We start from the raw sequence: 14,617 nt of genomic DNA on the forward strand, positions 1-14,617 counted from the left end.
ACGCCGCCCATCCGATCGCTCCTGCGATGTCTTAGCGGGGGGACAGGAGGGAAATATTCGCCTTTTGCACGCTGATCAGAAACCGGCGTGCAACTCTCAAAGCGGGCCCGATTAAAATTAAGTAAGCGGCAGTGAAACTTTTCGCGCGCTGTCGAGTTACTATCGCATCAAGAATTATTCGTCTGAAAACAGGCTATTCTGATCGCTACGCATTTTAAAAGGAGATAAGTCAACATGAACTCTATCATCTATTTAGTAGGTCTTGTCGTGATCGTGTTGTTCATTCTTTCTTTTCTGGGATTACGTTGATGGTAGACCAAACTGTGATCGAAAACACTTCCGACCGGAGCTATGTTGACTGGGCTGCCATCTTCGCTGGCGCTGCTGTGGCATCCGGCGTCATGGTGGTCATGACCACTTTTGCCAGTGGGCTCGGCCTCAGCTCCTTCTCCGTTGATGAGGGCGGGGACGTGAGCACTGTCTGGCTGGTGATTACCGCTTTGTTCCTGATCCTGTCCATGGTGGCCTCCTATATGCTCGGTGGCTACATTGCTGGCAGAATGCGCCGACCGACTGGAACCGCAACGCGCGATGAGTCAACCGTACGCGATGGCTTGAATGGTCTCGTCGTCTGGGGACTTGGAACGATCATCTCTGCCCTTTTTGCGGTCAGTTTGATCTCCGGCGGTGCAAAAGCGGTGGGCGGCGCGGCGCAGACAGCTGTCGAAGCCGCGGGAGCCGTGGTCGCTGGGACAGCACAAGGTGCAGGCCAACTGGCAGGCGGCATCATATCTGGTGCCGGCAATGCGGTTGGTGGCGTCGCGCAGGGTGCCGGTCAGGCAGCAGCGCCGTCGCTTGAACAGATGCTCCCCGAAGGTCTCAAATCCAACCCACTGGACTATCTGACCGACAGTCTGCTGCGCAATGACGGGCAGACCACCGGTGCGGAGCAGCAGGTGCAGGATATGGCCGCCCTCCAGCGTCAGGTAACAGGCATTCTCGGCAATCTGCTGACAACCGGTGAAATCTCCGACGCCGACAAGGCATGGTTGGCCAGTCAGATTGCCAGCCGCACCGGCATCACCCAGAATGACGCGCAGACCCGCGTCAATGAGACGGTCAGCCGGGTTCAGGCTTTGCGCAGTGAAGCCCAAGCGAAGGTCGATGCAGCTCAAAAAACCCTCGCCGACGCGAAGACGCAGGCTGAACAGGCCCTTGAGGAAGCCAAGACGAAGGCTGCGGCTGCGGCTGAACAGGCACGCATCACCGGCATTCTCACCGCCTTCTTCCTCGCTGCCTCCGCGCTCGTCGCCGCTGCGGCCGCTTATATTGGGGCCGTGCATGGTGGACGTCATCGTGACGAAGGCCGCATCTGGGGCGGTCTCGCCTATCGCAGATAACCTGCTTTGGTCACACTGCCTGAGCATCGCAGCCTGCATGGCTGCGATGCTCTCCTTGTTTTCGACCGGCTTGTTGGAGCATTCCATTCGTTTGAAACGATAGATTGGGTGGTGGCCTGCACCCTGGGCGTGGATTTTGCACAACCCCCTTGCCGTCATTCTTTCGGATCTGCGGCTTTTCCAGCAGTTTCAGGACCGTCTGCAACGCGGATGGTCGCTTCAATCCTATCCTATATCCACAGCAGCCCAGCACCAAGAGCAGTCGGGCGTAAAGAGCAGTCACGTCGCTCTAGGCCCAAAGGCAAGGCCGATGCGCAACATGCGCGGGAGCAGGGCGCATTTTCCTTGAAGTCGAGATCAACTGAGCTAGCACGGACACAATGGCTGCGATCCTGCGCCCGCATATCAGACACTGACCTCTTGCTTGGGCATCGTTGCTTGGTTCCTGTCGTGTTTGACACTGCGGCGCTGTCTTTCACTGTTATCGCCCGACAGCCCGTTGCAATGGCTTGCAAGCGTCGCCGTGCGTGGCACGCACCGTCAAAAAGCTGTGGAACCAAACGGTCCGGGATCGGTTAGTGTGGATAATCAAAGCTGAAAGATGGTCTGCCATGCGCCTTCACAATCACCTGCTACGCGCAGCCCATCGCGCTGTTGCCAGCAAGAAGACACAGGCATTGCATCCTGCCCAGGCAATCGGGGAAGCCTTGCACGAACTCAGCCCATTGCCCTCCAAGGAGGAGGCGACCTTCGATGATCTGCTGCAACAATTGCACGAGGCGGAACAGAGCTCGCCCAAAGAGCGGTAGATTCTGCCTCCGAACCTGCATTTCCGACCTAACCTTGATCGGCAAGCGTCATGTCCATGTGGTCCAAGTCCAAGTGTTCCAAGTCCAAGTGATCGGTGCTTATCCGTCTTTCACGATTACGCCGCGTTCAAAAGCGGGCGAAGCTGTTGTCCCGCCCGTCCGCTTATCACTGCGAATGAAACTTTTTGAAACAGCATGGATCCTATAAATTCATCAAACGTTAACCAATGCTTAACAAAACGAGGTTCGCGATGACGGAAGAACTTTTGGCAGCGGCTGCAACAATTGGGGTCCTGGCTATTATTGTCTCAGCACTGAAATGGCGGTGCCGACAGACGCTTGATCGGTCTATCCACTGATCGTTCTTCCCATGGAGTTTGGCCGCAATTAGCAGCGCCTCTATCTGAAAGCTGGCCCGGCCTTCGTAACCTTAAACGCGGGCCGACTGTGGCGTGGCTTCCAACGATTGGCCGATGATCAGCCCGCTTTTCTTGGGTCATGGCGACCCCTATTGCGTTTCAGCCGATCAGTTTGGGTGGCTTTTTGCCGCGCAGACCGGGTGTTCCATCATCGCCGTCATCGATGATTGCTCTGGCCGGCTCTGGCCGAGACGCCGATTTTCTTGGGTTATGGCACCGAACCATACATCAACAATTCCCACGTCACGCATCTTTGCTTTTCCGTTCAGTTTCCAGTCATCTGAATGCTGCTCAGGCGCTAGCAATATCACGCGTCGACCGTCATCCTGTCCCGACGCGCGCCAGTTTAAGGATCGTTGAACCATGTCGCCTGCCCGTTCCGTCATCCCCTATGTCGCTGTTGTCGTGGCAATTGTGCTGGCTGGCTGCCAGAAACAGACAGTGGCTGCGGCGACCGATCCGCAAAAATCAATCTGTGATCAGTCTGCGGCAAGTGCTTTGACTGGCAAGGACAAGATCACCGATCAGCTTGCAATGCAGCAAACCGGTGCGACCCTTGTTCGTCAGATCAAGCCCGGCGACCCGGTCACGATAGAGTTTCGCCAGGAGCGCGTCACCATCGAGACTGACCCCAGGAGCGGCAAGATCGTTCGCGTTGCCTGCGGCTGACTGACGGGTCCCAAAAGCCCCGGCTCACCAAGGCGGCCCCGCCGCCCATGCCCTGCGCAATGCTTCGACAAATCGCCGAACTTTCGGCGACACATGACGACGCGTGGGATAGACTGCAACAATTGGCGGTTCTTCACGAGCATAGTCCTCCAGTACCGGGATCAGCCGCCCCTGTGCAATATCCGCCCCCACCAGAAACGCGCCGAGTTGCACCATTCCGAACCCCTTAAGCGCCGCATCGCGAAGGGCTTCAGTATTGCTGAGCCGCAAACGCCCCTGCACGGCCAGCTCGCGCTGTTGACCTGCGATCTGATAGCGCCAGGGCACCGGCAGATTGGCATAGGTGAAGCCAATCCTGTCATGATGCTTGAGATCATCAAGCACAAGCGGGATGCCGCGCTTGTGTAAATAAGCCGGCGCAGCACAGGTCAGCAAACGATGCGGTGCCAGAACCTGGCGGATCAATCCGCTGTCGGTCGGTCCGCCAATGCGCACAGCAACATCAATGCCGTCGCTGACCAAATCACAATAATCGTCCGAAAATGAAACCTCGGCTTCAAGCTCCGGCCACTCCGCCAAAAAGTCCTGCAGAACAGGCAGAACATGCAGCCGACCGAAGGCCGTGGGAAGATCGACGCGCAGGCGTCCTTTCGGCCTCTGGTTGCGTTGCGACAGCGTGGCTTGCGCATCATCCACCTCACATAGAATGCGCAGGGCGTGCTCGTAAAACAACTGGCCTTCCTCGGTCAGGCGAACGCTGCGGGTTGTGCGGTGCACCAGACGCGTCAAAAGCGCCTCCTCAAGCCGCGCGATACTCTTGCCCACCGCAGACCGCGTCACGCCAAGCCGCTCGGCAGCCTTGGTAAAGCTTGCCGTGTCCGCCACACGCACAAAGGCCAGCACATCGCCGAAATGATCGATCATTGTTTCCAAATCGTCCCATCTGTTGCCACAACAGCCTTCTTTATCGAATTTTCAGACCGAGTAAACAGGGCGCCAATACCAGGCAACCCAGCCGCGTCTTGAAAGAACACAAAACTATGGAACCCATCACACCAGCATCGCTCACCCTCAGACATGGCGGATGGCCAGCGGTCCATGCCGTCGCACTGGCAATCTTTGCCGTGGTCACCACAGAAATGTTGCCGGTTGGCCTCATGGCGCCGATCGCCAGCAGCTTCGATATAGCAGTGGGCGTCGCCGGCCTCACCATCTCGGTTCCGGCAATGGTGGCTGCTTTGTTTGCGCCGCTCATCATCGTGATGGCCGGTCGCATTGACCGGCGCCAGATCCTTGCTGGTCTGCTGGTTCTGTTGGTCGCCGCCAATCTCATGGCCATGTTCGCTGCCTCCTTCTCCTGGCTTGTTGGCGCGCGGATTCTTGTCGGGTTCTGTATGGGGGGCATATGGGCGATCGCCGGCGGCCTGGCGCCACGGCTGCTGCCACCGAAATCAGCTGACCTGGCAGCAAACGCGGCAGCCGACTTGCCAACAGACCTACAAACCGACCAGGCAACCCCAGCAACCTGCCGATCCGGCACTCACTCAATCGCTCACTCATCGGCTCGGGCGACAGCGCGGACGGTGGCGCGGGCGACGGCCGTCATCTTCAGCGGGGTCGCCGCCGCCTCCGTTCTGGGGGTACCGCTCGGCGCGCTGATCGACAGCCTTTTTGGCTGGCGCGCAGCCTTCGGTGCAATGGCCGCATTCAGCCTGGTCGTCCTTGGTCTCAATCTCTGGACATTGCCGCCGCTGCCTATTGATCAAGCCATCGATCCAACCCGTTTCAAAGCGGCGCTGCGGCTTCCCCTGGTGCGACCGGGCCTGATGCTGACAATATTGCTGGTGGGCGGGCATTTCATGGCCTACACTTTCGTCACACCAGTGCTTTTGACGCTAAGCGCCGTTCCGGCATCCGCAATCAGCCTGCTGCTCTTTGTTTATGGCGCTTCAGGGATTATCGGCAATTTCCTCGCGGGCATGATGGCTGCGCGGCGCGTCAGAACGCTGATTGGCGGCATCGCCTGCATGCTTGCAGCCACCCTGCTGGGCTTCGCGCTCGGCGCCGACAACATCCTGAATGCCACTGCGCTACTGGTCATCTGGGGACTGGTCTATGGCGGTGTGTCGGTGGCCTTGCAGACATGGATGATGAAAGCCGCACCCGCCGCCATCGAAATCGTGACCGCGCTTTTTGTCTCGGTCTTCAACATTGGCATCGCAGCCGGTTCTTTCATCGGTGGCCGCATCCTTGACCGGTTCGACCTTCAGATCAACCTGATGGCAGCAGCAAGTCTCGCAGCCCTCGCATTCTTCACGCTGCTCCTTCTCGCAATCAACCGACAAAGGCCGCACGATGCATTATGATAGACTAGAATTGGGCGACATTGTCTTGCAATCGGGGCGCATCATTCCCAATGCAAAACTCGCCTATAAAACCTATGGCACACTCAACCCGGCCAAAGACAATGTCATTGTCTACCCGACATCTTTTGCTGCAACCCACTGCGATGCGGAATGGCTGATCGGCCCCGGACGTGCGCTCGACTCTACCCGCTACTTCATCATCGTGCCCAATCTATTTGGCAACGGGCTGTCCAGCTCCCCCAGCAACACCGCCGCACCAAACGGCAGCGCCCGTTTTCCCGACATCACACTGCATGACTGCGTCAAACAGCAGCACCGGCTTTTGACAGAAGTCTTCAATATCAAAACAATTCGCCTGGCAATTGGCTGGTCATTGGGGGGTGCCCAGGCCTTTGAGTGGGCGACCGCCTATCCCGCGATGGTTGAGCGTCTGTTCACTTTCCAGAGCGCCGCCCGCACCTCCCGTCACTTCCGGCTCTTTTTTGAAAGTGTCCGCGCAGCGATCGAACTGGATACAGAGTTTCGGCAGGGCTTTTATGCCAGTCCGCCCCAGCATGGTCTGCGCGTGGCGGCCCGCATCTATGCTGCCTGGGGCTTCTCGCAGGCTTTCTTCAGACACAGGCTGGACCAACGCGCCCTCGGCTATGCCGCGCTCGAAGACTTCCTCGTCGACTTCTGGGAGGCCTGGTTTCTCAAACGCGACGCCAACGACTTGCTGGCCCATCTGTGGACCGGCATTCACGCCGACATCAGCGCAAACGACACATATCACGGCGATCTCGACACAGCGCTTGCCGCCATCACCGCGGATACCATCATCATGCCCTGTTCAAGCGATCTGTATTTTCCGCCTGAAGACGCAGCGCAGGAGGCAGAGCGGATCGCAAAGGCCGAATTACGCATTCTGCAATCCCCATGGGGCCACGTTGCCGGAGAAGGCTTGAATGACGCCGACACCCTGGTGATTGAGCAGGCCATCACGGATCTCCTTGGACGCTAAGCCGCAGGCTCCGCATGCAGCTAAAACGCCCGCGGAGCCTACGCCAGTGAGCGCTGGATCCGCGCTCAACGTCGACGATCATTTTTTGGCAGCAACGGCGCGATTGAAATCTTCAATCACCTTGGCCCGGTTGGTGTTGATCTCCTTCCAGTTGGGAAGCGACAGGTTCTGCACGCTGCCATCAACACCCCACGGCATTTTCTGCTTCGCATTGTCAGACAATTCAACGCCTTTGGTCGCTGGACCGACGAAGATCCGTTCGGACATGCATTGCGCCGCCACCTTGCTCACAGCGAAATCGATAAACTTCTCCGCCGCTTCCCTGCGCGGCGTGTTGGCAACCAGGTGCAACCGGATATCACCGCCAATCGCGCCTTCCTGCGGCACCACAAATTCGATTGGCAGCCCCTGGTCGCGCATGGCAAATGCCGAACTGGCATAATGCGCACCAGCAATTACCTCACCGCTCTGGAACAGATTGGTGCCTGCACCCGCCGTATCGAAATAGGCCGCAACCCGCAATTTCTGGAGTGCATCGAGAACCGGCGCCATCGCGCTCAGCGGCGTACCCTTGTGTTTGGCAAGCTCCGCCAGGAACGGCACGCCCATCGCATTGGCGGGGCTCGGAAATGTCACCGCGCCCTCGTAATCCGCACGCCACAGATCCTGCCACGACTTGGGCGGAGTCTCCACCTGGTCTTTGTTGTAGACCAGGCCGAGCGAATAAAAGCCGGTGCTCACCGCGAAAATATCGCCCGCGTCATCCTTGTAGACGCCTTCCGCAACAAGCCCGTCCACGCCGGGAACCTGTTTGGGGTCGATCGGAGCGATCACGCCCTGAGCGGCAGCCTGCTCGGAAACGCCGCCATCCAGCCAGACCGCATCAAGAACCGGCGCGCCTTTTTGCTGAAGCAATTTGCTTAACGTAACCCCGGACACCCCCGGTTCAGGCGTCACCTTAATGCCTGTCGCCTTGGTAAACGGATCGATGATGCAGGCTTGCAGCGCTGCCCCCCATTCGCCTCCATAGGTGGCGACGGTGATGGCCGACTGCGCCAGTGCCGGTCCACCCATCAGGCCCAGAGCCAGGGCCGTCATGGCGATCTTGCTGCTGTGTTCGCGTTTCATTGTCAAGTTCCCCTTATGTTGTTGTTTGCTTAACTCTGGATATTAGGTATCGTGAAAGAGAAACCGCAAATTGCAATTTATTCATCTGAGATAACCAAAAGTTATGAATATCAGACAACTCGAGGCCTTCAAGGCCATTATGGAGCTTGGCAGTTTCACACGCGCCGCAGAAAAGCTGCATCTCACCCAGCCGGCCGTCAGCAAGCTGATCACACTGCTTGAGCACAGCTGCGGCTTTCAACTGTTTCTGCGCCAGAAGAACGGCGTCCTCCCCACCGCCGAAGGCGAAATGCTCTATTCGGAAGTCGAACGGGTGTTTCTGGGACTTGAATCCATCTCGGCACGCGCGCGGGCCATCAAGAATTTCGATTTTGGCGAGATCGATCTGGTGGTGTTTCCGTCGCTCGGCACCCGGGTGCTGCCGCTGATCCTTGCCGAATTTCTCGAGATAAAGAAAATAAGACTGAATCTGACCAGCCGCAATTCCTGGCTGCTGGTAGACCGCGTCGCCACCCAGGGAATCGATGTCGGCTTCGGCATGACCCGCACCGAGCGTCCCGGTGTGCATTTCTCGCATCTCTGCTCGATGCAGGCGGTCTGTGTCCTGCCGCCATGGCACCCCTTAGCTGAAAAAGACTGCATCACCGTGCGCGATCTGGAGAATGAGAAATTCATTTCCCTGGTCGAGGAGGACCGCGCCCAGATCGAAATCGATCGCACCTTTGGCGAGCATAATGTTTCCCGCAACATTGTCCTGAAATCCCAGCTTTCGGAAAGCATTTGCTCCTTCGTCTCCGCAGGCAGGGGCGTTGCGATTGTCGATCCATTAAGCCCGGTCGGCTTCACCCGCGACGAGATCGTGGTGAAACCATTCTTCCCCGAAATCCACCAGGATATCTGGGTCGTCACCCCCAGTTTCCGCGAGCCCTCTCTCGGGACCCAGGCTCTCATCAAGCATGTGCGCAGCGCCTTGCCTGCGAAAATCGCCGCACTCACCCAAGCCATCGCCCCCGCTGGCTCCCAGGCATGACAAAAAGTTATGTCTGACTGTCGATAAGCAATTTGCTTTCCTCAAGCCTTGCAGCGCATCCTTTAATCGAGGTTGGAAATACTTCCGCTACGAGCATGCCGAAGTAATGCCAATAAAAACTTGATAAAATGGAAGTATCTCATGGCACTCAGTGGCACGATTACAGTTCTCACTCCCACCGGAACTTTGGGCTATGGTTTCGGTGCTGAAGCACTCGCACGCGGAATGGCGCTGGGACCACAGGTCATTGCCGTCGATGCCGGATCAACCGATCCTGGCCCCTCCTATCTGGGGTCGAATGAGCCGCTGGTATCGGATTTTGGCATTCGCCGCGAACTCAAGCAGCTCATCACCGCCGCGCATCAGGCGGGTATTCCGGTCATCGTCGGCAGTGCCGGCGGCGCAGGCACCGGCGCCCAGGTCGACCGCACGGTCGCCCTCGTCCGCGACATCGTTGCCGAACTCGGCATCAAACGCAAACTCGCCTTTATCTATTCCGATATCCCGATCGAACGAGCAAAGGCCGCCGTGCGTGCCGGCGAAGTCATCGATTTTGAAGTCGGAGCGCCGTTGACAGAAGCGATGCTCGATGAAACCTGCAATCTCGTCGCACAAATGGGTCACGAGCCGATCTGTGCGGCGCTGGAAGCCGGCGCAGACATCATCATCGCCGGACGCGCCTGCGATGACTCCGTCATTGCATCCTATCCGATCTGGCGCGGCGCCGACCCGGCTCTCGCCATCCACATGGGAAAAATCCTCGAATGCGGTGCCTTTTCCGCCGAACCTTTCGCCATGGATGTTATGCTGGGCACCATCCATGACGATCATTTCGTGCTCGAACCCGGCAGCGTCGATCGTCGGGCATCGGTGAAATCCGTTGCCGCCCATTCCCTCTACGAACGCGAAGATCCCTTCTCTCAGGGTGGCCCCGGCCATATCATCAATCTTTCCGACTGCGCCTTCGAGCAGATCAACCAACGCCAGGTCAAAGTGACAGGCGCAAAACTATCCGACACCCAGGCCTACTATATCAAACTCGAAGGCGCACGCCTGGCCGGCTATCGCTCGATCTGCATCGCCGGCCTACGCTGTCCAAGCCTGGCCAACGCCATCGAGCGCCTGCTGGAAGAAATCCGCGTGAAAACACGCGCGTATTTCGCGCCACAAGCCCTCACGATCACCTTCCACCTCTATGGCCGCAACGGCGTCATGAAGGCGCTCGAACAGGCACCGCCCTCAGGCCACGAATTGGGGCTTCTGATCGATGTGGTCGCCGACAGCCAGGATATTGCCCATGCTGCCTGCCACTATATCAGCGGCGGCCTTTTGCATTACCATTATCCGGACGTCATCAATCCATCCGGCAATCTGGCGTTTCCCTACTCTCCCTCGGACCTCGACACCGGACCGCATTACGAGTTCAGCGCCTATCATCTGATGAAGGTGGAAAGCCCGACCGAACTGTTTCCCGTTCATTTCGAGGACCTCTAAGATGTCACACCAGCCTCTTCATCAAGTTGCCGATATTGTCCGCAGCAAGAATGCCGGCCCCTATCGCATCACATTCGACATCATCTTCACGGACAAGGGGCGTTACCACGCCGTGCGCGACAGTGGCGCGATCACCCCGAAGTCCGTCGCCAATGCCTATGGCCTTGATGTTGCGCAAATCTCGTCTTTCTTCAAGATCGATCAGGCTATGGCGATCAAAGTGACCATCAAACGCCCGATTGCACAAGGCGCCGCAGGCGATGGCGACATGTATGGTTGCCAACACCACGTGCCTCTGATGAACATTCTCGTACCACCAACCAATCCCAAGGGCGACAATGGCTAATTACATAGAGGTCAGAAATCTCACCAAGCGCTATGCCGACTATGTCGCCCTGAACGATGTGTCTCTCGCCATTGCCGAGGGCGAGTTTCTGGCACTGCTGGGGCCAAGCGGCTGCGGCAAGACCACGCTGCTCAGATCAATCGCCGGCTTCGTCGACAATGTCGCAGGGGAAATCCTCATCGACGGCAGATCCATGCGGGACCTGCCCCCCAACCGGCGTCCGGTCAACACCGTGTTCCAGAACTACGCGCTGTTTCCCCATATGACGGTTGCCGACAATGTCGCCTATGGCCCGCGACGCAACGGCGCCAGTCGCAAGGCGGCCGCCGAACTCGCCGAGGAAAGCCTGACAACGGTCGGCATGGCTGACTTCCGGCTGCGCTACCCCACCCAGCTTTCCGGCGGACAGCAGCAGCGCGTGGCGCTCGCCAGAGCCATCGCAAACCGTCCAAAGGTCCTGTTGCTCGACGAGCCGCTTGGCGCACTCGACCTTAAACTGCGCAAACAGATGCAGATCGAGCTGAAAGCGTTGCAACACCAGCTCGGGATGACGTTCATCTTCGTCACCCATGATCAGGAGGAAGCCCTGGTCATGGCCGACCGCATCGCCGTGATGGAAGCAGGCCGGATCGTGCAGGTTGGTTCGGGTCGTGACATCTATCACAAGCCCGCCACCCGCTACGTCGCCGATTTTATCGGCGATGCCAATCTCATCGAATGCCGGATTGCCTTAAATGGGTTTCTTGAAACGGTGATCGGAAACATTGCCATACCCGCAGGGGCCGCAGGGGCGGTGGGGAGCACCGTGACCTATCTTGTGCGCCCCGAAGCGATCGTGCTCAGCACCGATGCCCTGCCTGCCAAACCGCAAACCATCGGCCTCACCGCGACTATCCAGGACATCGTGTTCGTTGGCAACGCCACCCGCGTCTATGCGCAGACGCAGGGGCAAGTGTTTATCTGCCAGTTTCCATCCTCGGTGCAACCCGCGTCTCTCAGCACGGGGCAAACCGTTATGCTGCGATGGAACCCCGACAGCGGACAGGTGTTGGCGTCATGAGAATAACAAACCTCTGGGCCCTCATCCTCATCGCCCTGCCGCTCAGCTTCATGGCCGCGTTTTTTCTGGTGCCATTCCTGTTCAGCGTCATCGCCAGCCTGCAGAACCCGCAAGGCGACTGGACGCTGGAAAACTATCAGAAGATCGTCGCAGATGGCTATTATCTCGGCATTTTCTACACCACATTCAAACTGTCGCTGATCGCCACGATCCTGTCTTTCTTCATCGCTTATCCGATCGCCTACTACATCGTGAACATTGTGAAATCACGTAATCTGCGGCGCTTTTGCTATGTTCTCGTCATCATGCCGCTATTCACCAGCAATATTGTTCGCTCCTTCGGTTGGCTGATCCTGCTCGGACGACAAGGCCTGGTCAATCAGGCGCTGACCGGCCTCGGCCTTGCGGACAGACCCATCGGCATCCTGTTCACCGAAACGGCGGTGATTATCGGTCTCGCCTATATCCTGGTGCCCTTCATGGTGCTGACCATCGCAGCCATCCTCCAGACCATTGACCGGTCCCTGGTCGAAGCCTCGCTTGATCTGGGCAGCAGCCGGCTGGCCACCTTCTTCCATATCACGCTGCCGCTCAGCCTGCCGGGCGTCATCGCCGGGTCGCTGATTGTCTTCACACTCGCCGTCAGTGCCTATGTGGTGCCGGCAATCATGAGCGGCGGACGGGTGATTGTCGCCGCCATGCCGATCTTCGACAATTACGCATCGCTGTTCAACTTCAATTTCGGGGCCGCGCTGGCAGTCTCCCTGCTCGTCGTCACCTTAATCCTCATCGCACTCTACCTGCTGTTCATCGAACGGGGCAGCGCCAAAAAAGCGGGGCGCACATGAATATCACCGATCGCATTGCACGCTGCGCGGTCATCCTCATGGCCTGGGCAGGCCTTGTCTTCCTGACCCTGCCGCTGGTGATCATCATCGCCACCTCGTTCACCGAAACCCAGTTTCTCGCCTTCCCGCCCGTCGGTTTTACCTTCAAATGGTATGGCGAATTTCTCAGGGATACCTCCTATCTTGAATCGATCTGGACGAGTGTTGCCATCGCGGCCCTTGCCACCGTGCTGGCGATCAGCATCGGTATTCTGGCGGCTCTGGTCGTTTCGCGCAGCGAGATCCGCGGCAAACGCATCATCAGCACCGTGTTCATCGCACCGCTTATTCTGCCGACAATCGTCATCGGTGCGGCGCTGCTGCAATATGCCAATGCACTTGGCTTCGCCCGCAGCTTCTTCGCACTCGTCATCGGTCATACCGTGATCGTCGTCCCCTATGTCCTGCGCACGGTGCTTGCATCGCTTCAACGGTTCGACCGCTCACTTGAAGAGGCCAGCCATGATCTTGGCGGGACTTCCGTCTCGACCTTCTTTCTAATCACCTTGCCAATCATCAAGCCAGGCGTGGTTGCCGGCGCTCTGTTCGCCTTCATCATCTCCTGGATCAATGTCGAATTGTCGATCTTCAATGCCACAGCCGAGGTGATGCCGATCCCGGTCAAGCTGTTCAATTACGTGCAATATGCCGTTGATCCAATGTTGGCCGCCGTCTCGGCAACAACAATTTATGTGGCGATCATTGCCGTCATCATCCTGGACGTGTTCGTCGGTCTCGACCGGGTCGCAGCCTCGCAAAAATAAGAGTGTAAAAGGGAAACTCGAAATGTCATTTGGTTCAGGAAACGCTGAAGATGCTTCAGCGCTGGGGGATATCCGCGTTCTCGAATTGGGATCGATGCTGGCGGGGCCATTTGTCGGCTCGCTGCTGGGCGATTTTGGTGCGCAGGTCATCAAGGTTGAAAAACCCGGCAAGCCGGACGCCCTCCGCGAGTGGCCACCCCACAAGCAGGAGGTTCCACTGTGGTGGAAAACCATGGCGCGCAACAAGCACGCGGTGACCCTCGACATCTCCCGGCCAGAGGCCCGGGACATCGCCGAGAAACTGATCGGTGGCAGCGATATTGTGATCGAAAATTTCCGGCCCGGCACCCTGGAACGTTGGGGCCTGTCTCCGCTCACACTGCGCGAACAGTTTCCACATATCATCTGGGTGCGGGTCAGTGGCTGGGGGCAGACGGGTCCCAAGGCGCGCGAGGGCGGCTATGCAACCATTGCCGAAGCCTTCTCCGGCCTTTCTTCCTTCACCGGCTATCCCGAAAAGGGACCAATGGTGTCCGCTTTCCCGATGGGCGATTACCTCGCCGGCGTGTTCGGCGCGTTCGGCGCCCTGGCAGCCTTGCACAACCGCTCCAGGACCGGCAGCGGCCAGATCATCGACGTTGCGCTCTATGAACCCATTCTGCGCATCATTGAGTCACTGGTCGTGCGTTACGACCAGACGGGGCGCGGCAAACCGCTGCTGGGAAACCAGATGGAGGAAGATGTTCCGCGCAATGTCTATGCCACCGCCGATGGCGGGGCGATCGCCATCAGCTGCGGATCGCAAAGCATTTATGAAGGACTCGCCAACGCCATGCAACGCAACGACCTGATCAGCGATCCGCGCTTTCGCACCATGGCCCTGCGCGTTGAACACCGCGATCTCGTCGATCGGGAAGTTGCCGCCTGGATGAAAACCCAAACCACCCAGGCTGCTCTCGCCAAACTGCAGGAATTCCGGGTTGTGGCCGGCAAGATCAATTCGATCGAGGATGTGTTTGCCGAACCGCATATCGCCGCCCGAAAAGCCATTGAGACGATCATCGACAAAGAACTCGGTCCCATCCGGATGCCCGCGCCAACGCCCAAGCTCTCCGATACTCCGGGGCGCATTCGCTGGACCGGACAAAATCCCGGCGACGCCAACCAACAAATCTTCGGCAATCTGCTCGGTATGAGCAGCAGCGAAATCGACGCATTGCGCGCGCAAAACATCATGTGAGGATG

The 14,617-nt window shown here is 58.1% G+C and carries 14 protein-coding genes; 12 read left to right on the forward strand and 2 right to left on the reverse strand.

Going from position 1 to position 14,617, the window contains the following annotated elements; all coding sequences use genetic code 11:
* Positions 1 to 308: 308 nt before the first annotated feature.
* The 3 genes from QBD00_RS16520 (at position 309) to QBD00_RS16530 (ending at position 3,297) form a co-directional block, all read left to right on the forward strand.
* Positions 309 to 1,400 (forward strand): hypothetical protein, encoded by a 1,092-nt coding sequence (locus QBD00_RS16520; RefSeq protein WP_318580059.1) that lies wholly within the window; start codon positions 309 to 311, stop codon positions 1,398 to 1,400.
* A gap of 611 nt (positions 1,401 to 2,011) precedes the next feature.
* On the forward strand, positions 2,012 to 2,209 hold the full coding sequence (locus QBD00_RS16525) for a hypothetical protein (RefSeq protein ID WP_318580060.1): 198 nt from the start codon (positions 2,012 to 2,014) through the stop codon (positions 2,207 to 2,209).
* 782 nt (positions 2,210 to 2,991) lie between these two features.
* Positions 2,992 to 3,297 (forward strand): I78 family peptidase inhibitor, encoded by a 306-nt coding sequence (locus QBD00_RS16530; RefSeq protein WP_151093311.1) that lies wholly within the window; start codon positions 2,992 to 2,994, stop codon positions 3,295 to 3,297.
* A gap of 24 nt (positions 3,298 to 3,321) precedes the next feature.
* Here QBD00_RS16530 and QBD00_RS16535 read toward each other — a convergent pair whose 3' ends face one another.
* Positions 3,322 to 4,221 (reverse strand): LysR family transcriptional regulator, encoded by a 900-nt coding sequence (locus QBD00_RS16535; protein WP_151093314.1) that lies wholly within the window; start codon positions 4,219 to 4,221, stop codon positions 3,322 to 3,324.
* Between the two features lie 116 nt (positions 4,222 to 4,337).
* On the opposite strand from QBD00_RS16535, the gene QBD00_RS16540 reads away from it, so the two are divergent.
* Complete coding sequence (locus tag QBD00_RS16540; RefSeq protein ID WP_151093316.1) at positions 4,338 to 5,663, forward strand: MFS transporter; 1,326 nt, start codon at positions 4,338 to 4,340, stop codon at positions 5,661 to 5,663.
* A complete protein-coding gene (locus tag QBD00_RS16545; RefSeq protein WP_151093317.1) occupies positions 5,653 to 6,663 on the forward strand; it encodes an alpha/beta fold hydrolase in 1,011 nt (336 codons plus the stop codon). Before QBD00_RS16540 ends, QBD00_RS16545 begins: the two co-directional genes overlap by 11 nt.
* Before the next feature lie 78 nt (positions 6,664 to 6,741).
* On the opposite strand, the gene QBD00_RS16550 is transcribed toward QBD00_RS16545, so the two are convergent.
* Entirely contained in the window at positions 6,742 to 7,791 is a 1,050-nt protein-coding gene (locus QBD00_RS16550) for an ABC transporter substrate-binding protein (protein WP_191793515.1), read from the reverse strand.
* Positions 7,792 to 7,894: 103 nt separating this feature from the next.
* On the opposite strand from QBD00_RS16550, the gene QBD00_RS16555 reads away from it, so the two are divergent.
* From QBD00_RS16555 to QBD00_RS16585, 7 genes are all read left to right on the forward strand, one after another.
* A complete protein-coding gene (locus QBD00_RS16555; RefSeq protein ID WP_151093319.1) occupies positions 7,895 to 8,821 on the forward strand; it encodes a LysR substrate-binding domain-containing protein in 927 nt (308 codons plus the stop codon).
* A gap of 141 nt (positions 8,822 to 8,962) precedes the next feature.
* A complete protein-coding gene (locus QBD00_RS16560; RefSeq protein ID WP_191793514.1) occupies positions 8,963 to 10,315 on the forward strand; it encodes an acyclic terpene utilization AtuA family protein in 1,353 nt (450 codons plus the stop codon).
* A 1-nt stretch (position 10,316) separates the two neighbouring features.
* Positions 10,317 to 10,661, forward strand: a complete 345-nt coding sequence (locus tag QBD00_RS16565) for a DUF4387 domain-containing protein (protein ID WP_318580061.1) — start codon at positions 10,317 to 10,319, stop codon at positions 10,659 to 10,661.
* Entirely contained in the window at positions 10,654 to 11,721 is a 1,068-nt protein-coding gene (locus tag QBD00_RS16570) for an ABC transporter ATP-binding protein (protein ID WP_151093325.1), read from the forward strand. Before QBD00_RS16565 ends, QBD00_RS16570 begins: the two co-directional genes overlap by 8 nt.
* Positions 11,718 to 12,569 (forward strand): ABC transporter permease, encoded by an 852-nt coding sequence (locus tag QBD00_RS16575; RefSeq protein ID WP_318580062.1) that lies wholly within the window; start codon positions 11,718 to 11,720, stop codon positions 12,567 to 12,569. The genes QBD00_RS16570 and QBD00_RS16575 overlap by 4 nt, the downstream gene beginning before the upstream one ends.
* Positions 12,566 to 13,372 carry an ABC transporter permease gene (locus QBD00_RS16580; protein ID WP_151093329.1) on the forward strand — a complete coding sequence of 269 codons (807 nt, stop codon included), beginning with the start codon at positions 12,566 to 12,568 and terminating at the stop codon, positions 13,370 to 13,372. Before QBD00_RS16575 ends, QBD00_RS16580 begins: the two co-directional genes overlap by 4 nt.
* A gap of 22 nt (positions 13,373 to 13,394) precedes the next feature.
* Positions 13,395 to 14,612, forward strand: a complete 1,218-nt coding sequence (locus QBD00_RS16585; protein WP_191907277.1) for a CaiB/BaiF CoA transferase family protein — start codon at positions 13,395 to 13,397, stop codon at positions 14,610 to 14,612.
* Positions 14,613 to 14,617: the final 5 nt, after the last annotated feature.

It is taken from the genome of Ochrobactrum sp. AN78, from assembly GCF_029909885.1.
Lineage (GTDB): Bacteria > Pseudomonadota > Alphaproteobacteria > Rhizobiales > Rhizobiaceae > Brucella > Brucella quorumnocens.